This is a genomic window from Kitasatospora sp. NPDC056138 (assembly GCF_042264695.1).
In the GTDB taxonomy this organism is placed as follows: domain Bacteria; phylum Actinomycetota; class Actinomycetes; order Streptomycetales; family Streptomycetaceae; genus Kitasatospora.
Window position 1 is genome coordinate 1 of record NZ_JBHJVK010000099.1, and the last position, 22,825, is coordinate 22,825.

General features: G+C 72.8%; 3 protein-coding genes. All 3 read left to right on the top strand.

Annotated elements, in window-relative coordinates:
- The first annotated feature begins 350 nt into the window (after positions 1-350).
- Positions 351-1,469 carry an agmatinase family protein gene (locus ACFC1R_RS35740; protein WP_375945886.1) on the top strand — a complete coding sequence of 373 codons (1,119 nt, stop codon included), beginning with the start codon at positions 351-353 and terminating at the stop codon, positions 1,467-1,469.
- A 767-nt stretch (positions 1,470-2,236) separates the two neighbouring features.
- On the top strand, positions 2,237-13,054 hold the full coding sequence (locus ACFC1R_RS35745; RefSeq protein WP_375945887.1) for a type I polyketide synthase: 10,818 nt from the start codon (positions 2,237-2,239) through the stop codon (positions 13,052-13,054).
- A gap of 67 nt (positions 13,055-13,121) precedes the next feature.
- On the top strand, positions 13,122-22,757 hold the full coding sequence (locus ACFC1R_RS35750) for a type I polyketide synthase (RefSeq protein WP_375945888.1): 9,636 nt from the start codon (positions 13,122-13,124) through the stop codon (positions 22,755-22,757).
- Positions 22,758-22,825 lie beyond the last annotated feature (68 nt).

Genomic DNA, 22,825 nt, shown 5'->3' on the forward strand with positions numbered 1-22,825 from the left:
GGACGGAGCACCGTCCCGCCCCCGGCGGCGGTCGCGGTGTCCGAGCGGGCGGCTTTTCGGCAGCCGTCGTGCGAATGCCGTCGCAGAGCCCGCATTCCTGCGCCTTTCCGGCGCGCTGCGCACAGGGCGTGAGGGGCTGCTGCGGTGTCTCGATCCTATGGCAGTCCCCTTGCACGACAAGGAGATTGACGCCACGGCCGGATAGGGGTCGAATCCGGCCGGATAGGGGTCGGATAGGAGGTGCACAAGGGTTCGGCTGATTTCCCGGCGTAACTAAGCTGGCGCCGCAGCGAAATATGTGGACCACCCGAATGCGGAATGCGACGTAACGTCCGACCGAGGAGATGTGTGTGAACGACAAGCCTCAGACGCCCGAGTTCCGCCTGGAGATCGACCGGTCGGCGGCCCCCGGTCGGGAGCCGGGGCCGATCGACCTCCGCCGGTACTACGCGACCCCCGCCCACTCGGGCATCCCGACCTTCATGGGCGTTCCGCTCTGCCTCAACCAGGAGGACCTGAAGGCCGGGAACGCCGACGTCGCCGTGCTGGGCATTCCGCTGGACTCCTCGATCGGCCACCGCGGCGCGGCCTACGGTCCGCGGATGATCCGCGCCGACGAGCGCTACATCTTCAATGCTCCCGAGGCTGTGATCAACGCCAGCACCCGGATCAACCCGTTCGACGTGCTGAAGGTGGTGGACTACGGCGACGCGGCCGTGGACGCCTTCAGCACGCCGAACTCGATGGACCACATCCGGGGACTGGTCCGGCAGATCGCCGAGATCGGGGCCGTCCCGGTGCTGCTCGGCGGTGACCACTCGCTGCTGTGGCCGAGCGTCGGTGCGCTGGCCGACGTCTACGGCCCGGAGAAGATCGGCGTCATCCACTTCGACGCCCATCCCGACTGCCACGACTCGCAGTTGGGCCACCGGGCCACCCACAGCACCCCGATCCGGCGGATCATCGAGGACGAGAAGATCCCGGCGGGCAACATCGTCCAGGTCGGCCTGCGCACCGTCACCGGCCCCGACAACCAGCTGTTCAACTGGATGCGCCGGCAGGGCATGAAGTCGCACTTCATGGCGGAGATCGAGCGGATCGGGTTCCACGCCGTCCTGGACAAGGCCATCGCAGAGGTGCAGGAGAACGCCGAGTTCGTCTACCTCTCGCTGGACATCGACGTGCTCGACCCGTGCTTCGCGCCCGGGACAGGCACTCCCGAGCCCGGTGGCCTGACCAACCGCGAGCTGTTCCCGGCGTTCCGCCGGATCTGCCACGAGACCAAGGTCATCGGCATGGACGTGGTCGAGGTTGCGCCGCACCTGGACGCCGGCTACTCCACCACGATGAATGCCCGCCGCGCCATCTTCGAGGGCCTGACCGGCCTGGCGATGAACCGGCTGAAGATCGCCGGGCCCAACTACCTGAACCCGATCGTCTCCGGGCAGGTCAAGTTCCCGATGGGCTGAGCCGGTCGGGAGGCCGGTCAGGTGACGAGGAGAGCGGTGGCGCAGGCATGATGCGCCACCGCTTCCTTCGCTCCGGCCCGGCGGCGCGGTCATCGTCGGAGGCGTGGGAGGTACCGGTGGTGCCGGCCGTCTCGGCCGCGGTGTCCGGGTCGACGGCGGGTTTCGGCCGGTCGCGGTGTCTCCTGACCAGCCGGTCGACGACGACCGCGGTGGCGGAATCCACGGCCTGTGGTGCGCGTGCTGTATTCATTGACGCCTGCGAATCGAGCGGCACGCGAGAACGGCGGCACGATGGTTGCGCGGCGAGAGTTCACGCGTATCCGGATACGCCGTCATGCGCGCCGGCGGAAAGGGAGAAAGTGACACCCGAGGTGTCGGCCATGTATAGCATGGGCTCCACTCGTCCGCGCCGGTCATCTTCCGGTACGGCCCCTGCATCCCTTTCGGCACAGGGGGGATAGGGGCAGAGTAGGGGATGTGTACCGGTCCGCCGCGCTGCTAGTTTGACGGGGCGCAAGTATTCTCCGCGATCTCGCCGGAATACCGGTCATGCGTGGTGCGAGCCACTATGGCGAACATTCCGGCGCACGCGGTGAATACCGATGGCAGGAATTTCTCCCGCACGGGCGGGGAGTTGCGGGCGCAGGCTATTCAGCGCGAGTCATTGGCGGTCATGCCCGGTCTTCCCGACGACGTGTTCCGAATCGGACGTCCGGAAGCGGTCGGCACGGCCCTCACGACCGGTTCAAGGGTGGGACGGACAAGGCGTGGAGAACGAAGCGAAGCTCCTCGACTACCTCAAGCGGGCGACCGCCGATCTGCGCGAGACGCGCCGGCGGCTGCGTGAGTTCGAGGAGCAGGAGCCGGAACCGATCGCCATCATCGGCATGGCCTGCCGCTACCCGGGCGGGGTGAACTCCCCCGAGGATCTGTGGCAGTTGGTGGCCACAGGCACCGACGGCGTCTCGGGCTTCCCGGCCGACCGGGGCTGGGACCTCGCCTCGCTCCATGACGAGGACCCGGAACGGCCCGGTACCTCGTACACCCGCGAGGGCGGCTTCCTGCACGACGCCGCCCAGTTCGACCCCGACTTCTTCGGCATCTCGCCGCGCGAGGCCCTCGCCATGGACCCGCAGCAGCGGCTGCTCCTGGAGACCTCCTGGGAGGCGTTCGAACGGGCCGGGATCGACCCCGGGTCCGTACGCGGCAGCGCGACCGGTGTCTTCGCCGGTGTGATGTACCACGACTACGCCTCCCGCCTGCTCGACGTCCCCGAGGAGGTCGCCGGCTACCTCGGCAACGGCAACTCGGGCAGCGTCGCGTCCGGCCGGGTGGCCTACACCCTCGGCCTGGAGGGCCCGGCGGTCACCGTCGACACGGCCTGCTCCTCGTCGCTGGTCGCCCTGCACTGGGCGATCCAGGCGCTGCGGGCGGACGAGTGCTCGCTGGCGCTGGCCGGCGGCGTCGCGGTGATGTCCACCCCCAATGCCTTCATCGACTTCAGCCGCCAGCGCGGGCTGGCCGCCGACGGCCGCTGCAAGTCCTTCGCGGCCGCCGCCGACGGCACCGGCTGGGGCGAGGGCGTCGGAATGCTCCTGGTGGAGCGACTGTCCGACGCCCTGCGCAACGGCCACCAGGTGCTCGGCGTCGTCCGGGGATCCGCGATCAACCAGGACGGCGCCAGCAGCGGCCTCACCGCGCCCAACGGTCCGGCCCAGCAGCGGGTGATCCGGCAGGCCCTCGCGGCGGCCCGTCTGACGGCCACCCAGATCGACGCGGTCGAGGCGCACGGCACGGGTACGACGCTCGGTGACCCGATCGAGGCGCAGGCGCTGCTGGCCACCTACGGCAAGGACCGTGACGCCTCCGCACCGCTCTGGCTGGGTTCGCTGAAGTCGAACATCGGCCACACCCAGGCGGCGGCCGGCGTCGGCGGGATCATCAAGATGGTGATGGCGATGCGGCACGGCGTGCTGCCGCAGACGCTGCACGTGGACCGGCCGACGCACAACGTCGACTGGTCGGCGGGCGCCGTCGAGCTGCTGACCGAGGCCCGGCCGTGGCCGGAGACCGGACGGCCGCGCCGCGCCGCCGTGTCCTCCTTCGGGGTCAGCGGTACCAATGCGCACACCATCCTGGAGCAGGCGCCTGCCCCTGTTCCTGTTGCTGCTTCCGGTGCCGTGGCCGGCGCTGCGAACGAGCCGGGTGAGCCGGAGCTGCCGGTGGTGCCGTGGGTGCCGTGGGTGCTGTCCGGGCGGACCGTGGAGGCGCTTCAGGGGCAGGCCCAGCGGCTGCTGGAGAGGCTGACCACCGCTCCTGACCTGGGAGTCGGGGATGTCGCCCGCTCGCTGGCCACCTCCCGTGCGGCCTTCAAGCAGCGGGCCGCATTGATCGTCCGTGACCGGTCCGAAGCGCTGGCCGCACTGGAGGCCCTGGCGCGGGGCGAGTCGGCGGCTCGGACGGTCGTCGGTGCTGCCGAGGCCGAGGGCCGGACCGCGTTCCTGTTTGCGGGTCAGGGGAGTCAGCGGGTCGGGATGGGCGCCGGGTTGTATGCCGCGTTCCCGGTGTTCGCCGAGGCTTTCGATGCGGTGTGTGTGGAGCTGGATCCGTATCTGGAGCGTCCGCTGCGCGAGGTGGTGTTCGCGGGTGAGGGCGGTCTGCTGGATCAGACGGCCTTCACGCAGCCTGCGTTGTTCGCGGTTGAGGTGGCGCTGTTCCGCCTGGTGGAGTCGTGGGGTGTGCGGCCGGACTTCCTGGCGGGGCATTCGGTCGGTGAGTTGGCTGCGGCGCATGTGGCGGGTGTGCTGTCGCTGGCGGATGCCGCTGTTCTGGTGGCGGCTCGTGGCCGGTTGATGCAGGCGCTGCCCTCGGGTGGTGCGATGGTGGCGGTGCAGGCGTCCGAGGCGGAGGTGCTGCCGCTGTTGACCGCTGAGGTTGGTATAGCAGCGGTCAACGGGCCTTCGTCGGTGGTCATTTCCGGCGGTGAGCGGGCGGTGCTGGCGGTTGCGGAGAAGCTGGCGGCTGAGGGTCGGAAGACGAAGCGGCTGACGGTGAGTCATGCGTTCCACTCGCCGTTGATGGAGCCGATGCTGGCGGAGTTCCGTACGGTCGCGGAGGGTCTGACCTTCCAGGAGCCGAGGATCCCGATCGTCTCCACCCTGACCGGCAAGGTCGCCGACGAGCTGGTCACCCCCGAGTACTGGGTCCGCCACGTCCGCGAGGCCGTCCGCTTCCACGATGCGATGCAGGTGCTGGAGGGTGAGGGCGTCCGCACGTTCCTGGAGCTGGGTCCGGACGGCACGCTCTCGGCGATGGGCCAGGAGTGTGCGGCGGAGGAGGAGGCGGTGTTCGCGCCGGTCCTGCGTCGCGACCGTCCCGAGGCTGAGACCTTCGTCGGCGGCCTGGCCCGGCTGTACGTGCACGGGGTTGCGCTCGACTGGCAGGCGGTCTTCGCGGGCACGGGCGCGCAGCGCGTGGACCTGCCGACGTACGCGTTCCAGCGGGAGCGCTACTGGCTGGACAGCGGTGTTCTCCAGAGCGGTGATGTCACGGCGGCCGGGCTCGGTTCGGTTGAGCACCCGCTGCTCGGTGCGGTCCTTGCGCTGCCGCACTCGGACGGGCACCTCTTCACCGGGCGCCTGTCCCTTGAGACGCACCCGTGGCTGGCCGACCACGCGGTGGCCGGCAGCGTGCTGCTCCCGGGTACGGCCTTCGTGGACCTGGCGGTCGCCGTCGGTGACCAGGTCGGCTGCGGTGTGGTGGAGGAGCTGACGCTGGAGGCACCGCTGGTCGTCCCGGCGACGGGTGCGGTCCAGTTGTGCCTGGCGGTGGGAGAACCCGACAGTGCTGGACGCCGTCCCTTGAGTGTCTACTCCCGCCCGCAGGACGAGTCCGCCGGTGGGACCGTCTGGGCCGACCGTCCGTGGACGCGTCATGCTGCGGGTTCCCTGTCGTCCGGTGGCCGGTCCGCCTCGTTCGATCTGGTGGAGTGGCCGCCGGTGGGTGCGGAGGCTGTGCCGGTCGACGGTCTGTATGAGGGTTTCGCGGCTGCCGGGTTCGGTTACGGTCCGGTGTTCCGGGGTGTCCGCGCGGCGTGGCGGCTTGGCGATGAGGTGTTCGCCGAGGTGGCGCTGCCGGAGGGCAGCCAGGGCGAGGCGGGTCTGTTCGGTCTGCACCCGGCGCTGCTGGACGCGGCGTTGCACGCGGTTGCGCTGGGCGGTGGTCTGGTTGAGGAGACCGGTCAGGGCAGGTTGCCGTTCGCGTGGTCGGGGGTGTCGCTGTTCGCGGCGGGTGCCTCGGTGTTGCGGGTGCGGTTGTCGCGGGCTGGTGCGGATGCGGTGTCGCTGGCGGTTGCCGATGGTACGGGTGTGCCGGTCGCGTCGGTGGAGTCGCTGGTGCTGCGGCCTTTCGCGGCGGACCAGTTGGCGGGTGCGGGCGGTGCGTACGAGTCGCTGTTCCGTCCGGAGTGGGCGGGTGTGGCGCTGCCGTCCGTCGCGTCCTCGGATGTTGTCACTGTGCTGGGCGGGGATGATCTCGGGCTGGGTGATGCCGAGCTGTTCGGGACGCTGGCGGAGTTGCGGGCGGCGGTGGCGGCTGGTCTGTCGGTGCCGGGGACGATCGTGGTCCCGGTGCTGTCCGAGGCCGGTCCGGATGTGGCTGCTGCCACGCACGGCGCGGTGAACCGCGCGCTGGTGCTGGTGCAGGAGTGGCTGGCCGATGATCTGCTCGCGGACACCCGGCTGGTTCTGGTGACCCGTGGTGCGGTGGCTGTCTCTTCTGAGGAGGATGTGCTCGACCTGGCGTCGGCTGCGGTCTGGGGTCTGCTGCGTTCGGCGCAGTCGGAGAATCCGGGGCGGATCGTCCTGCTGGACCTGGACGAGGACCCGGCTTCGCTCCGGGCGCTGCCCGGTGTGCTCGCCTGTGGTGAGCCGCAGTTGGCGGTCCGGGCGGGAGAGGCTCTCGCGCCGCGTCTGGCGCGGGTGCCGTCGGCTGTCGAGGCCGAGCGGCTGGTGCTGGACCCTGAGGGTACGGTGCTGGTGACGGGTGCGACGGGCACGCTGGGTGCGCTGTTCGCCCGGCATCTGGTGACGGAGTACGGTGCGCGCCGGCTTCTGCTGGTCTCGCGTCGTGGGGCGCAGGCGGAGGGTGCTACAGAACTCGCCGACAGCCTGCGTGAGTTGGGTGCGGAGCCGGTCTTCGCGGCCTGCGATGTCGCGGACCGTGAGGCGCTCGCCGCTGTGCTGGCCGGGTACCGTCTGACGGCGGTCGTGCACACGGCCGGTGTGCTAGACGACGGTGTGGTCTCCTCGCTCACCCCGGAGCGTCTGGACACCGTGCTGCGTCCGAAGGTGGATGCGGCGTGGAACCTGCACGAGCTGACGAAGGATCAGGATCTCTCCGCGTTCGTGCTGTTCTCCTCTGCTGCCGGTCTGTTCGGTGCTGCCGGTCAGGCCAACTACGCGGCGGCGAACAGCTTCCTGGACGCCCTCGCCAGCCGGCGTCGTGCCGCCGGCCTTCCGGCGACCTCCCTCGCCTGGGGCCTGTGGGCCGAGGACGGCGGCATGGCAGCCGAGTTGGACGAGATCGACGTCCAGCGGATGGCGCGCGGCGGTGTCGCCGCGCTCACCGCCGCCGACGGCCTGCAGCTGTTCGGCACCTCGCTGGGCGCGGACGAAGCCGTGCTGGTACCGATCCACCTTGACCTGGCCGGCCTGCGCGGGCAGGCGGAGGCGGGCACGCTGCCGCCGCTGCTGCGCGGTCTGATCAGGCTCCCCGCCCGGCGGGCCGCCGCCGCGGTCGCAGCAGCAGGACCCGACCGGTCCGCTCTCGGACTGAGGCTCGCCGCTCTGCCGTCGGCCGAGCAGGACCAGGAACTGCTGGACCTCGTCCGCACCCAGGCGGCTGCCGTGCTGGGCCACGGCGGTCCCGAGGCGGTCGATCCCACCCGTGCCTTCCGGGACCTGGGCTTCGACTCCCTCAGCGCGCTCGAACTCCGCAACAGCCTCAACGCGGCGACCGGGCTGCGCCTGCCCGCCACGCTGGTGTTCGACCACCCCAATCCGCAGGCGCTCGCCCTGTACCTGCGCACCGAGCTGGTCGGCGGGCGGGAGTCGAGCCAGCCGGCCGTCGCCGCAGGTGCGTCCGTGGACGACGACCCGATCGCCATCGTCGCGATGAGCTGCCGGTTCCCGGGCGGTGTGCAGACCCCTGAGGACCTGTGGCGGCTGGTCTCGGCCGGACGTGACGCGGTCTCCTTCTTCCCCGAGGACCGTGGCTGGGACGTCGAGAACCTCTACCACCCGGACCCGGAACACCCGGGTACCTCGTACACCCGCCAGGGCGGGTTCCTGCACGACGCCGCCGAGTTCGACCCGACGTTCTTCGGGATCAGCCCGCGTGAGGCGCTGGCCACCGATCCGCAGCAGAGGCTGCTGCTGGAGACGTCCTGGGAGGCGTTCGAGCGGGCCGGGATCGAGCCGGCCACGCTGCGCGGCAGCCGGACCGGAGTGTTCGTGGGCGTGATGTACCACGACTACGCGACCCGGCTGCAGGACGTCCCGAGCGGGGCCGAGGGCTATCTGGGCAGCGGCGGCGCCGGCAGCATCGCGTCGGGCCGACTGTCCTACACCTTCGGTCTCGAGGGCCCGGCCGTCACGGTCGACACGGCGTGCTCCTCCTCGCTGGTCGCGCTGCACTGGGCGATCCAGGCGCTGCGCTCCGGTGAGTGCTCGCTCGCCCTGGCCGGTGGCGTCACCGTGATGGCGACCCCGGGCACCTTCGTGGACTTCAGCCGCCAGCGCGGCCTGTCGGCCGACGGCCGCTGCAAGGCGTTCTCGGACGACGCGGACGGCACCGGCTGGGGTGAGGGCGTCGGCATGCTGCTGGTCGAGCGGCTCTCGGACGCGCAGCGCAACGGCCACCCGGTACTCGGCATCGTGCGCGGCTCCGCGATCAACCAGGACGGCGCCAGCAACGGCCTGACCGCCCCCAACGGTCCGTCCCAGCAGCGGGTGATCCAGCAGGCGCTGGCCTCGGCCGGTCTGTCCGCCGCGCAGGTCGATGCGGTGGAGGCGCACGGCACGGGCACCCGGCTGGGCGACCCGATCGAGGCGCAGGCGCTGCTGGCGACGTACGGCCAGGAGCACTCCGAGGACCGGCCGCTCTGGCTCGGTTCGGTGAAGTCCAACCTGGGCCACACCCAGGCCGCCGCCGGTGTCGCCGGTGTGATCAAGATGGTCATGGCGATGCAGCACGGCGTCCTGCCGCAGACCCTGCACGTCGGCGAGCCGTCCTCGCACGTGGACTGGTCGGTCGGCGCGGTCTCGCTGCTGGCCGAGGCGCAGCCCTGGCCGGAGACCGGCGAGCCGCGCCGGGCTGGTGTGTCGTCCTTCGGAATCAGCGGTACCAACGCCCACACCATCCTCGAACAGGCACCGGCCGCCGTGGACTCACGCCCGGAGGGGACGTCACGCCGGGCGCTGCCGCTGCTGCTGTCGGGCAGGACCGCCGCCGCACTGCGGGACCAGGCCCGGCGACTGCGTGAACACCTCGCCGCCCGCAGCGAGTTGGCGATTCCCGATCTCACCTACTCGCTGGCCACGGCCCGTGCGCTGTTCGAACACCGAGCCGCGCTGGTGGGAAGGGACCGCGATGAACTGCTGACCGGACTGGACGCCTTGGCCGCCGGTGCGGCCCCGGCGAACGCCGCCGTCGGCAGCGCGGCCGGAACCGGGGTCAAGTCGGCCTTCCTCTTCGCCGGGCAGGGCAGCCAACGCCCCGCCATGGGAGCGGAGTTGTACGAGGCGTATCCGGTGTTCGCCGAGGCCTTCGACGCGGTGTGTGCGGAGCTGGACCGGGAGCTGGAGCGTTCGCTGCACGAGGTGGTCTTCGCGGGGCAGGACGGCCTGCTCGACCGCACCGGCTACACCCAGCCCGCGCTGTTCGCGATCGAGGTGGCGCTGTTCCGGCTCGCCGAGTCGTGGGGCGTCCGGCCGGACTTCCTGGCCGGGCACTCGATCGGTGAGCTGGCCGCCGCCCACGTCGCGGGTGTGCTCTCGCTCCGGGATGCGGCCGCGCTGGTGGCCGCCCGGGGCCGGCTGATGGAGCAACTGCCCGCAGGCGGCGCGATGGTGGCGCTCCAGGCGAGTGAGGGCGAGGTGCTGCCCCTGCTGATCGGCCGCCAGGACGAACTGGGCATCGCCGCCGTCAACGGTCCCGACTCGCTGGTGGTCTCGGGTGACGAGCGCTCGGTCCTGGAACTGGCCGCGGACTGGGAGGCCCAGGGCCGGAAGACCAAGCGGCTCATGGTCAGCCACGCGTTCCACTCGCCGCTGATGGAGCCGATGCTGGCGGAGTTCCGGGCGGTGGCCGAGGGGCTGACCTACGACGCTCCCCGGATCCCGATCGTCTCCACTCTCACCGGTAAGGTCACCGACGAGCTGGTCACTCCCGAGTACTGGGTGCGGCACGTCCGCGAGGCTGTCCGCTTCGACGACGCGGTGCGGACGTTGGAGGGCCTGGGTGTCCGGGCCTATCTGGAGCTGGGCCCGGACGGGACGCTCGCCGCGATGGGACAGGAGTGCGTGGCCGAGGCTGCGCTGTTCGTGCCGCTGCTGCGCCGCGACCGCCCGGAGTCCGAGGCCGCAGGCGCGGCGTTGGCCCGCCTGCACGTGGCCGGGGTCCGGGTGGACTGGGAGGCCGCGTACGCCGGAACCGGCGCCCGGCGGGTCGACCTGCCCACCTACGCCTTCCAGCGGGAGCGCTACTGGCCGCAGGTGGGCGGCGGTCCGGTCGGCGATGTCGCCTCGGCGGGCCTGGACGCGGTCGACCACCCGCTGCTGGGCGCGGCCGTGCCGCTGGCCGACGGTGACGGCTACCTGTTCACGGGCCTGCTCTCGACGGCGGCGCACCCCTGGCTGGCCGACCACGCGGTGGCGGGCAGCGTGCTGCTGCCGGGCACGGCCTTCGTCGACCTGGCGCTCGCCGCCGGTGACCAGGTCGGCTGCGGCCTGCTGGAGGAGCTCACCCTCGAAGCGCCGCTGGTGCTGCCGGAGAAGACGCCCGCTCAGCTGCAACTGCGTCTGGGGGCGGCCGACAGTGCGGGGCGGCGTACCGTCAGCCTGCACGCGCGGGGTGCCGACGCAGCGGACGACGAGCCGTGGACGCGTCATGCGACGGGTCTGCTGGCCGAGGGTGGTGCTGCGGAGTCGTTCGATCTGGTGGAGTGGCCGCCGGTGGGTGCGGAGGCCGTGCCGGTCGATGAGCTGTACGACCGGTTCGCGGCGGCCGGGTTCGGTTACGGTCCGGTGTTCCAGGGGCTTCACGCGGCGTGGCGGCTGGGTGATGAGGTGTTCGCCGAGGTGGCGCTGCCGGAGGCCGACCGGGCGGAGGCGGGTCTGTTCGGTCTGCACCCGGCCCTGCTGGACGCGACGCTGCACGCTGTTGGCTTGGGTGGTCTGCTGGAGGGCACTGGTCAGGGTCGGCTGCCGTTCGCGTGGTCGGGGGTGTCGCTGTTCGCGGCGGGTGCCTCGGAGTTGCGGGTGCGGTTGTCGCGGGCTGGTGCGGATGCGGTGTCGCTGCTCGTGGCCGACGGTGCGGGTGTGCCGGTCGCGTCGGTGGAGTCGCTGGTGCTGCGGCCGTTCGCGGCCGACCGGTTGGCGGGTGCGGGCGGTGTGCACGAGTCGTTGTTCCGTCCGGAGTGGACGGGCGTCGCGCTGCCGTCCGTCGCTTCGCTCGATGGTGTGGTGGTGCTGGGGGCGGAGCTTGCCGGGTTCGAGCAGGCCGAGCGGTTCGAGGACCTGGGTGCGCTGCTGGCGGCTGCCGCCGCCGGTGAGACCGTGCCGGAGACGATCCTGGTGCCGGTCTCGTCCGGGCCTGACCAGGACGTTGCCGCTGCCACGCACAGCGCCGTGCACGGTGCGCTGGCGCTGGTGAAGGAGTGGCTGGCCGAGGACCTGCTCGCGGACAGCCGGCTCGTCCTGGTGACCCGTGGCGCGGTGGCTGTCGCCTCAGAGGAAGATGTGCTCGACCTGGCCTCGGCCGCCGTTCTGGGGCTGCTGCGCTCGGCGCAGTCGGAGAACCCGGGCCGGATCGTCCTGCTCGATATCGACGAGGACCCGGCTTCGCTGGACGCGTTGCCGAACGCCGTCGAGAGCGGCGAGCCCCAACTCGCCCTGCGCTCGGGCAAGGCGGTGGCGCTCCGCCTCGGGCGGGTGCCTTCGGCTGCCGGGGCCGAGCGGCCGGTGCTGGACCCCGAAGGGACGGTACTGCTCACCGGCGCGACCGGTTCGCTGGGCCGTGTGGTGGCCCGGCACCTGGTCGAACGACGAGGCGTCCGCCGCCTCCTGCTGGTGTCACGCCGGGGCGAAGCAGCCGAGGGCGCAGCGGAGTCGGCCGCAGAACTCTCGGCGTTGGGCGCCTCGGTCCGGTTCGCCGCCTGCGACCTGGCGGACCGGGACGCCACCGCGGAGCTGCTGGCGGCCGTGCCCGCCGAGCACCCGCTCACCGCCGTCGTACACACCGCAGGCGTCCTGGACGACGGCGTCATCTCGTCCCTGACCCCCGAGCGGGTGGGCACCGTGCTGCGCCCGAAGGTCGACGCGGCGTGGAACCTGCACCTGCTGACCCAGGAGCTGGACCTGTCGGAGTTCGTGCTGTTCTCCTCCGCCGCCGGTGTCTTCGGCAACGCGGGTCAGGCCAACTATGCGGCGGCGAACAGCTTCCTGGACGCCCTCGCCACCCGGCGTCGCGCCGCCGGACTCCCCGCGACCTCCCTCGCCTGGGGCCTGTGGGCGGAAGAGGGCGGCATGGCAGGCGAGCTCGCCGAGCTCGACGTCCGGCGGATGACACGCGGCGGTGCGGCGGCCCTGTCGGTCGACGACGGCCTCGCCCTGTTCGACACCTGTGCCGTGCTACCGGACGCCGTCCTGGTGCCGGCCCGGCTGGAGCTGGCCGGGCTGCGCGCCCAGGCGGCCGAGTCGGGCCAGGTCCCGGCCCTGCTGCGCGGCCTGGTCCGGGCGCCCGCCCGCAGGGCCACGGCCTCGGTGGTGGAGACCGACCCCGCCGCCGCGCTCAGGCAGCGGCTCGCCGGGCTCCCCGCCGACGAGCAGGAACGCATCCTGCTGGAGCTGGTCTGCGGGCAGGTCGCCACGGTGCTCGGCTACGCCGGCGCCTCGGCCGTCCAACCGTCCCACGCTTTCCGCGAGTTGGGCTTCGACTCGCTGACGGCCGTCGAACTGCGCAACCGGCTCAATGCGGTCACCGGCCTGCGGCTGCCCGCCACGCTGATCTTCGACTACCCGAGCCCCGTCGATCTGGTCGGACATCTGCGGACGGTGATCCCGCAGGACGGTTCGGCGGTCGCACCGAGCGTCTTCGCCGAGCTCGACCGGCTCGCCGAGGCCCTCGCGGTGGCGCCGGCGGACGAGGAGACCGGGGCCAGGGTCACGCTGCGCCTCCAGGCCCTGCTGGCGCAGTGGCGGGCCACGGCGACGCCCGACCGGCCTGACGACGACGACCGCGATCTCGAATCGGCCACCGACGACGAACTGTTCGACCTCCTCGACGACGAGCTCGAGACTTCCTGACCCACGCGCGACCCTCCCCGGCCTCCGGCAGGGGACCCCGACTTGCCGCAAGGAGCGGACGGACATGCTGAACGAGGACAAGCTGCGCGACTACCTCAAGCGCGCCACCGCCGATCTGCGGAACGCCCGCCGACGCCTGCGGGAGATGGAGGAGCGCGATCAGGAGCCGATCGCGATCGTCGGCATGGCCTGCCGCTACCCCGGCGGGGTCGCCTCGCCCGAGGAGCTGTGGCAGCTGGTCGCGGCCGGTGGCGACGCCATCAGCGGTTTCCCGGCCGACCGTGGCTGGGACGAGTCCACGCTGATCGACGACGACCCGGACGCACAGGGCACCAGCTACGTCAGCCAGGGCGGGTTCCTGCACGACGCCAGCGAGTTCGACCCGGCGTTCTTCGGGATCTCGCCGCGCGAGGCGCTCGCCATGGACCCGCAGCAGCGGCTGCTGCTGGAGACCTCGTGGGAGGCGTTCGAGCGGGCGGGCATCGACCCGACGGCGCTCAAGGGCAGCCGGACCGGCATCTTCGCCGGACTGATGTACCACGAGTACGCCAGCCGGCTCGGCGCCGTGCCCGAGGGCGTCGAGGGCCACCTGGGCACCGGCAGCTTCGGCAGCGTCGCCTCGGGCCGGGTGTCCTACACCTTCGGTCTCGAGGGCCCTGCGGTCACCGTGGACACCGCCTGCTCGTCCTCGCTGGTCGCGCTCCACCTGGCCGTCCAGGCGCTGAGGACGGGCGAGTGCACGATGGCACTGGCCGGTGGCGTCACGGTGATGGCGACTCCCGGCACCTTCGTGGAGTTCAGCCGGCAGCGCGGCCTGGCGACGGACGGGCGCTGCAAGGCGTTCTCGGACGACGCGGACGGCACCGGCTGGGGCGAGGGCGTGGGCATGCTGCTGGTGGAGCGGCTGTCGGACGCCGAGCGCAACGGGCATCCGGTGCTGGCCGTGGTGCGGGGTTCGGCGATCAACCAGGACGGTGCGTCCAACGGTCTGACCGCGCCGAACGGTCCGTCCCAGCAGCGGGTGATCCGGCAGGCCCTGGCCAGCGCATCCCTGACGCCTGGTCAGATCGACGTGGTCGAGGCGCACGGTACGGGCACCACGCTGGGTGACCCGATCGAGGCGCAGGCGCTGCTGGCGACGTACGGCCAGGAGCGCGCGGCGGACCGGCCGCTGTGGCTGGGTTCGCTGAAGTCGAACATCGGTCACACGCAGGCGGCGGCGGGTGTCGGCGGCATCATCAAGATGGTGATGGCGATGCGGCACGGCGTGCTGCCGCAGACGCTGCACGTGACCGAGCCGTCCTCGCACGTGGACTGGTCGGCGGGTGCGGTGGAGTTGCTCTCGCAGACGCGGCCGTGGCCGGAGACGGGGGAGCTGCGCCGGGCGGGTGTGTCGTCGTTCGGGTTCAGCGGGACGAATGCGCACGTGATCATCGAACAGGCGCCGGTGTCGGTGGTGGCCGAGGAGCCGGTTGGCGACGGGCCGGTGCCGGTGCCGGTGCCGGTGGTGGGTGCGTCGGTGGTGCCGTGGGTGGTGTCGGGTCGTGGTGCGGAGGCGTTGCGGGGGCAGGCGGCGCGGCTGCGGGCGTTCGCGGCGGGTGAGCCGGGGCTGGACGTGCCGGGTGTCGGCCGTGCGCTGGCGACCGGCCGTGCCGTGCTGGAGAACCGGGCCGTGGTGCTCGGCGACAGTCTTGCGGAACTCGACCTCGCTCTGAGGGAGTTGGTCGAGGGCGGTCCTGCCACGCAGGTGATCGAGGGTGTTGCGGGGTCTGCGGGGAAGGTGGCGTTCGTCTTCCCGGGGCAGGGTTCGCAGTGGGCGGCGATGGGTGCCGGGTTGTGGGCGGAGTCGGCGGTGTTCGCGGGGCGGATCGCCGAGTGCGGGGCTGCGTTGGCGCCGTTCACGGACTGGTCGTTGGAGGATGTGCTGCTCGGCCGGGCCGGTGAGGCGTGGCTGGATCGGGTGGATGTGGTCCAGCCGGTGCTGTGGGCGGTGATGGTGTCGCTGGCGGAGGTGTGGCAGTCGGCGGGGGTCCGTCCGGCTGCGGTGGTGGGTCATTCGCAGGGTGAGATCGCGGCTGCGGTGGTGGCGGGTGCGCTGTCGCTGGAGGACGGTGCGCGGGTGGTGGCGCTGCGCAGCCGGGCGATCGCGGCCGGTCTGGCGGGGCGTGGCGGGATGGTGTCCGTTGCGCTGCCGGTGGAGGCCGTGCGCGAGCGGCTCGCGGTGTGGGGTGAGGAGCGGGTTTCGGTCGCTGCGGTCAACGGGCCGTCGTCGGTGGTGGTTTCGGGTGAGCCGGCCGCGCTGGAGGAGCTGCTGGCTTCCTGCGAGGCGGACGGTGTCCGGGCCCGTCGGGTGCCGGTGGACTACGCCTCGCACTCCGCACAGGTGGAGTCCATCCGCGAGGAGCTGGCCGAAGCGCTGGCAGGGATCACTCCACAGGCGGGCCGGGTGCCGCTGCTGTCCACGGTGACCGGCGAGCTGGTCGACGGTTCGGGGATGGACGCGGAGTACTGGTACACCAACCTCCGTACCACCGTGGAGTTCGCCGACGCGACGCGTGCGCTTCTCGAGGAGCACGGCGTCGGGACCTTCGTCGAGGTCAGCGCACACCCCGTGCTGGTGACCGGGGTGCAGGAGACCGTCGAGGAGGCCGGCCGGGAGGCCGTGACGGTTGGCACGCTGCGCCGGAACGAGGGTGGTGCCCGTCGGGTGCTGGCCTCGTTCGCGGAGGCGTGGGTGCGGGGTGTCGCTGTTGACTGGCAGGCAACCGCCTTCGCGGGTACCGGTGCCGGGCGGGTCGACCTGCCCACGTACGCCTTCCAGCGCCGCCGCTACTGGCTGGACGCACCGACGGCTCCCGTCACGGCCGGGCGCGACACCGCCCTCGACCCGGTGGAGGCGGAGTTCTGGGCGGCCGTCGACAGCGAGGACCTGGCCGCGCTGGCCGACTCCCTGGACCTCGACCTCGGCGGGGACGCGCCGCTGAGTGCCGTGCTGCCCGCACTGTCCTCGTGGCGGCGGCAGCGCCGTGAGCACTCCACGGTGGACGGCTGGCGCTACCGCGTCACCTGGCAGCCGCTGACCGACCTCCCTGCGCCCGTCCTCTCCGGGACCTGGCTGCTGGTGGTCCCGGCCGAGCACGCCGAGGACACCCCCTGGGCGGCGGCCGCGGCCGAGGCGCTCGCCCGGCACGGCGCAGACGTCCGCCGACTGCCGGTCGACTCGGCCGACCTGGACCGGGAGGCGCTGTCCGAGCGCCTGCGGGCCGAGCTCACCGAGGGCGCCGCCGGTGTCCTCTCACTGCTCGGACTCGCCGAGCAGCGCTGCGCCGCGTACCCGTCCGTGCCGTTCGGCATGGCGGGCTCGGTGGTGCTGCTCCAGGCGCTGGCCGATGCCGGGTTCGAGGTCCCGGTCTGGACCGCCACCCGTGGCGCCGTGGCGGTGAGCCGCGCCGAGCGGCTGGCCGACCCCGAGCAGTCGCTGGTCTGGGGTCTGGGCCGGGTCGCCGCACTGGAGGACGCGGCACGCTGGGGCGGTCTGGTGGACCTGCCGGGGCAGGTGGACGAGCGTGCGGTGGAGCGGCTGGTCCGGGTGCTCGCCGGGACGGGTGGTGAGGACCAGCTGGCGGTGCGGGCGTCGGGGGTGTTCGTCCGTCGCCTGGTGCACGCTCCCTCGGGTGCGGCGCCGGTGGAGGGCTGGCGTCCGTCCGGGACCGTGCTGGTCACCGGTGGTACGGGTGCGCTGGGTGCGCACGTGGCCCGCTGGCTGGCGCGCAGCGGTGCCGAGCACCTGCTGCTCACCAGCCGTCGCGGCCCGGACGCCGAAGGCGCGTCCGAGCTGCGCGAGGAGCTGACCGCCCTGGGCGCCCGGGTGACGATCGAGTCCTGTGACGTCTCCGACCGCGCTGCGCTCGCCGAACTGCTCGACCGGGTGCCTGCCGAACACCCGCTGACCGCCGTGATGCACACCGCCGCGGTGCTGGACGACGCGGTGATCCAGGCCCTGACGGCCGACCAGCTGGAGCGGGTGCTGCGGGTCAAGGTGGACTCCGCCCTGCACCTGCACGAACTGACGAAGCATCAGGAGCTCGACGCCTTCGTGCTCTTCTCCTCCTTCGCGGCCACCTTCGGGGCGCCCGGACAGGGCAACTACGCCCCCGGCAACGCCTTCCTGGACGCGCTCGCCGAACAGCGCCGGGCCGACGGTCTGCCCGCCACCTCGGTGGCCTGGGGGCCGTGGGGCGAGGGCGGGATGGCCGAGGGCGGCGTCGGCGACCGGATGCGCCGGCACGGCATCCTGGAGATGGCGCCCGACCTGGCCGTCACCGCGCTCCAGCAGGCCCTGGACCAGGACGACACGGTGCTGACCGTCACCGACATCGACTGGGAGCGCTTCGCACTCGCCTTCACCTCGGGCCGCGAGCGCCCGCTGCTCTTCGAAGTGCCCGAGGCCGTGGCGGCGTTGAAGGCCGGCGGGGCCGGAGCCGAGAGCCGGCCGGCGACCGGCGGTGCACTGGCCGGACGGCTGGCGGGTGTGTCGCCCGCCGAGCGCGAGCGGATCCTGTTGGACCTGGTCACCTCCCACGTCGCGGCCGCGCTCGGCTACCCGGGCCCGGAGGCGGTCGACACCGGCCGGGCCTTCAAGGAGCTGGGCTTCGACTCGCTGACCGCCGTCGAGCTGCGCAACCGGCTCGGCGCCGCCGCCGGGATCAAGCTCCCGGCCACCCTGATCTACGACCACCCGACCTCGCTCGCGCTGGTCCGCCACCTCGACGAGGAGCTGTCCGGCGCCGCGACCGGCGTCGCAGCCCCGGTCGGGGTCAGGGCGGCCGCCGACGAGCCGATCGCGATCGTCGGCATGAGCTGCCGCCTCCCCGGCGGGGTGTCCTCGCCGGAGGACCTGTGGCAGCTGCTGGTCGCCGCCGGTGACGCCCTGTCGGAGTTCCCCGCCGACCGGGGCTGGGACCTGGACACGGTCTTCAACGCCGACCCCGACCACCAGGGCACCTCGTACATCCGCGAGGGCGGCTTCCTGCACGACGCGAGCCGCTTCGACGCCGCGTTCTTCGGGATCTCGCCGCGCGAGGCCCTCGCCATGGACCCGCAGCAGCGGCTGCTGCTGGAGACCTCCTGGGAGGCCGTCGAGCGGGCGGGCATCGACCCCACCACGCTGCGCGGCAGCCGGACCGGTGTCTTCGCGGGCACCAACGGCCAGGACTACCTGGGCCTGCTGGCCGGTGCGGCACACTCGGCGGAGGGCCATGTCGCCACCGGCACGGCGGCGAGCGTCGTCTCGGGACGGGTCTCGTACCTCTTCGGCCTCGAAGGCCCGGCGATGACCGTCGACACCGCCTGCTCCGCCTCCCTGGTCGCGCTGCACCTGGCCGTGCAGTCGCTGCGCAACGGCGAGTGCGACCTGGCGCTGGCCGGCGGCGTTACGGTGATGTCCACACCGGGAACCTTCATCGAGTTCAGCCGGCAGCAGGGACTCGCCTCCGACGGGCGCTGCAAGCCGTTCTCGGCCGCCGCCGACGGCTTCACACCGTCCGAGGGCGTGGGCATGCTGCTGGTCGAGCGGCTGTCGGACGCGCGGCGCAACGGACATCCGGTGCTGGCGGTGGTGCGGGGTTCGGCGATCAACCAGGACGGTGCGTCCAACGGTCTGACCGCGCCGAACGGGCCGTCCCAGCAGCGGGTGATCCGGCAGGCCCTGGCCGATGCCGGGCTGACGGCGGACCAGGTGGACGCGGTGGAGGCGCACGGTACGGGTACGAAGCTGGGCGACCCGATCGAGGCGCAGGCGCTGATCGCCACCTACGGCCAGGGCCGCCCCGAGGACCGTCCGCTGCTGCTCGGCTCGGTGAAGTCCAACATCGGCCATGCACAGGCGGCCGCCGGTCTGGCCGGTGTCATCAAGATGGTGGAGGCCCTGCGGCACGGCTTCCTGCCGGAGAGCATCCACCTGGACGAGCCCTCGCCGCACGTGGACTGGTCGGCGGGTGCGGTGGAGTTGCTCTCGCAGGCGCGGCCGTGGCCGGAGACGGGGGAGCTGCGCCGGGCGGGTGTGTCGTCGTTCGGGTTCAGCGGGACGAATGCGCACGTGATCATCGAGCAGGCGCCGGAGCCGGTGGCTGCCGAGGAGGCGGTTGGCGACGGGCCGGTGCCGGTCGCGGGTGTGCCGGTGGTGGGTGCGTCGGTGGTGCCGTGGGTGGTGTCGGGTCGTGGTGCGGAGGCGTTGCGGGGTCAGGCGGCGCGGCTGCGGGCGTTCGCGGCGGGTGAGCCGGGGATGGACGTGTCGGGTGTCGGCCGTTCGCTGGCGACCGGCCGTGCCGTGCTGGAGAACCGGGCTGTGGTGCTCGGCGACAGTCTTGCGGAACTCGACCTCGCTCTGAGGGAGTTGGTCGAGGGCGGTCCTGCCACGCAGGTGATCGAGGGCCTGGCTGGGTCTGCGGGGAAGGTGGCGTTCGTCTTCCCGGGTCAGGGTTCGCAGTGGGCTGCGATGGCGGTGGAGTTGCTGGAGTGCTCTGCGGTGTTCGCGGAGCGGATGGGGGAGTGTGCGGCTGCGCTGGCGCCGTTCACGGACTGGTCGCTGCTGGACGTCGTGCGGGGCACGGCGGGTGAGGCGTGGCTGGAGCGGGTGGACGTCGTTCAGCCGGTGCTGTGGGCGGTGATGGTGTCGCTGGCGGAGGTCTGGCGGTCGGCGGGCGTTGAGCCGTCGGTCGTGGTCGGCCATTCGCAGGGTGAGATCGCGGCTGCTGTGGTGGCGGGTGCGCTGTCGCTGGAGGACGGTGCGCGGGTGGTTGCCCTGCGCAGCAAGGCGATCGCGGCCGGTCTGGCGGGGCGTGGCGGGATGGTGTCGGTGGCGCTGCCGGTGGAGGCCGTGCGCGAGCGGCTCGCGGTGTGGGGTGAGGAGCGGGTTTCGGTCGCTGCGGTCAACGGGCCGTCGTCGGTGGTGGTTTCGGGTGAGCCGGCCGCACTGGAGGAGCTGCTGGCGTCGTGTGAGGCGGATGGTGTCCGGGCCCGTCGGGTGCCGGTGGACTACGCCTCGCACTCGGCGCAGGTGGAGTCGATCCGCACGGAACTGCTGGATGTCCTGAGGGACGTCACCCCGCAGGCGGGCCGGGTGCCGCTGCTGTCCACGGTGACGGGCGAGCTGGTCGACGGTTCCGGCATGGACGCCGAGTACTGGTACACCAACCTCCGTACCACCGTGGAGTTCGCCGACGCGACGGCCGAGTTGCTGCGCAGCCACGGCGTCGGCACCTTCGTCGAGGTCAGCGCACACCCCGTCCTCGTCATGGCCGTCCAGGAGAGCATCGAAGCAGCCGGCCGCGAGGCGGTCACGGTTGGCACGCTGCGCCGGAACGAGGGTGGTGCCCGTCGGGTGCTGGCCTCGTTCGCGGAGGCGTGGGTGCGCGGTGTGGCCGTGGACTGGCAGGCGGCGGCCTTCGCGGGCACCGGTGCCGGGCGGGTGGACCTGCCCACCTACGCCTTCCAGCGCCGCCGCTACTGGCCCGAGCTGGCCCGGACCGAGGACAGTAGGGCCGAGCTCGCCGGCGATCCGGTGGAGGCGGAGTTCTGGGCGGCCGTCGACAGCGAGGACCTGGGCGCGCTGGCCGACTCCCTGGACCTCGACCTCGGCGGCGATGCGCCGCTGAGTGCCGTGCTGCCCGCGCTGTCCTCGTGGCGGCGGCAGCGCCGTGAGCACTCCACGGTGGACGGCTGGCGCTACCGCGTCAGCTGGCAGCCGCTGGCCGACCAGCCGGCGCCCGTCCTCTCCGGGACCTGGGCGGTCGTGCTGCCCGAACGGCTGGCGGAGGACACCTGGGTGACCGAGGTGACCCGTGCACTCGCCCGGCGCGGCGCGGAGATCAGGCAGGTCACCGTCGCGACCGAGGACCTGGACCGCGCGGAGCTGGCCGTGCTGCTCCGCAAGCAGCTGGACGACGTGGTCGAGCCGGCCGGAGTGCTGTCCCTGCTCGCGCTGGCGGAGCAGCCGCACCCGGAGCACCCGGGTCTGCCGTCCGGCCTGGCCGGGACGGTCGCCCTGGTGCAGGCGCTCGGTGACGCCGGGTTCGAGGCGCCGCTGTGGTGCGCCACGCGCGGTGCCGTGGCGGTGAACCGCGCCGAGCGGCTGTCGAACCCGGAGCAGTCGCTGGTCTGGGGTCTGGGCCGGGTCGCCGCGCAGGAGCAGCCGCAGCGCTGGGGCGGTCTGGTGGACCTCCCCGAGCAGGTGGAGGAGCGGGCGCTGGACCGGCTGGTGGCCGCGCTGGCCGGTGCCGGGTCCGAGGACCAGCTGGCGGTGCGGGCGTCGGGGGTGTTCGTCCGTCGTCTGGTGCACGCGCCTTCGGGTGCGGTGCCGGTGGAGGGCTGGCGTCCGTCCGGGACGGTGCTGGTCACCGGTGGTACGGGTGCGCTGGGTGCGCACGTGGCCCGCTGGCTGGCGCGCAGCGGTGCCGAGCACCTGCTGCTCACCAGCCGTCGCGGCCCGGACGCCGAAGGCGCGTCCGAGCTGCGCGAGGAGCTGACCGCCCTGGGCGCCCGGGTGACGATCGAGTCCTGTGACGTCTCCGACCGCTCGGCGCTCGCCGAACTGCTCGACCGGGTGCCGGCCGAGCACCCGCTGACCGCCGTGATGCACACCGCCGGTGTCCTGGACGACGGGGTGCTCGACCTGCTGACGCCCGACCGGGTCGCGGGCGTGCTGCGGCCCAAGGTGGACGCGGCGCTGAACCTGCACGAACTGACGAAGCATCAGAAGCTCGGTGCCTTCGTGCTGTTCTCCGGCATCGCGGGCACGCTGGGCGATCCGGGGCAGGGTAACTACGCGGCGGCCAACGCCTTCCTGGACGCGCTCGCCGAGCACCGCCGGGCCGAGGGCCTGCCCGCCACCTCGGTGGCCTGGGGCCGCTGGGGCGAGAGCGGCATGGCGGCCCACGGCGCGATCGGCGACCGGCTGGACCGCGCCGGACTGCCGGGCATGCCGCCGGAGTCGGCGATCGCCGCCCTCCAGCGGGCCCTGGACCTGGACGACACCGTGATCACGGTGGCCGACATCGTCTGGGAGCGCTTCGCTCCCGGTTTCACCGCAGTCCGCGCCTCCGCCCTGCTCGACGAGCTGCCCGCCGTCCGGCGCGCGGCGGCGAGCGGCGAGTCCGCCGGTCCTGCCGAGGCGGACGCCTCCGACCTGCGGCGGCGCCTGCTGGGAATGGCCGAACTGGAGCGCGAGCAGACCGTCCTGGACCTGGTGCGGGCCCACGCGGCGGCCGCGCTCGGGCATGCGACGGTGGACGAGGTGGGCGCGAACCGGGCCTTCAAGGAGCTCGGACTGGACTCGCTGACCGCCCTGGAGCTGCGCAACCGCCTCAACGCCGCGACCGGACTCCGGCTCCCGGCGACGCTGGTGTTCGACTTCCCGACCCCGGCCGCCCTGGCCGCCCGCCTCGGCGCGGACCTGCTGCCCGAGGGCGGCGACCAGGGCACGGCCTCGCTCGCCGACCTCGACCGGCTGGAGGCCGCCCTGTCGGCGGTCTCCGAGGACGAGGACACCCGTACGGACGTCGCCGCCCGGCTCCAGGCCCTGCTGGCCCGGTGGAGCGGCGCCCCCCGCGAGGCAGAGGCCGAGGCCCAGGTGGCCGAGAAGCTGCAGTCCGCCTCCGCCGACGAGGTGTTCGCCTTCATCGACCAGGAGCTCGGCATCTCCTGACGGCCCGTCGGCGCCCGGGGGAGACCACCCGGGGGGCCACCGGGCCGGGGGCCGGTGCGAACCGGCCC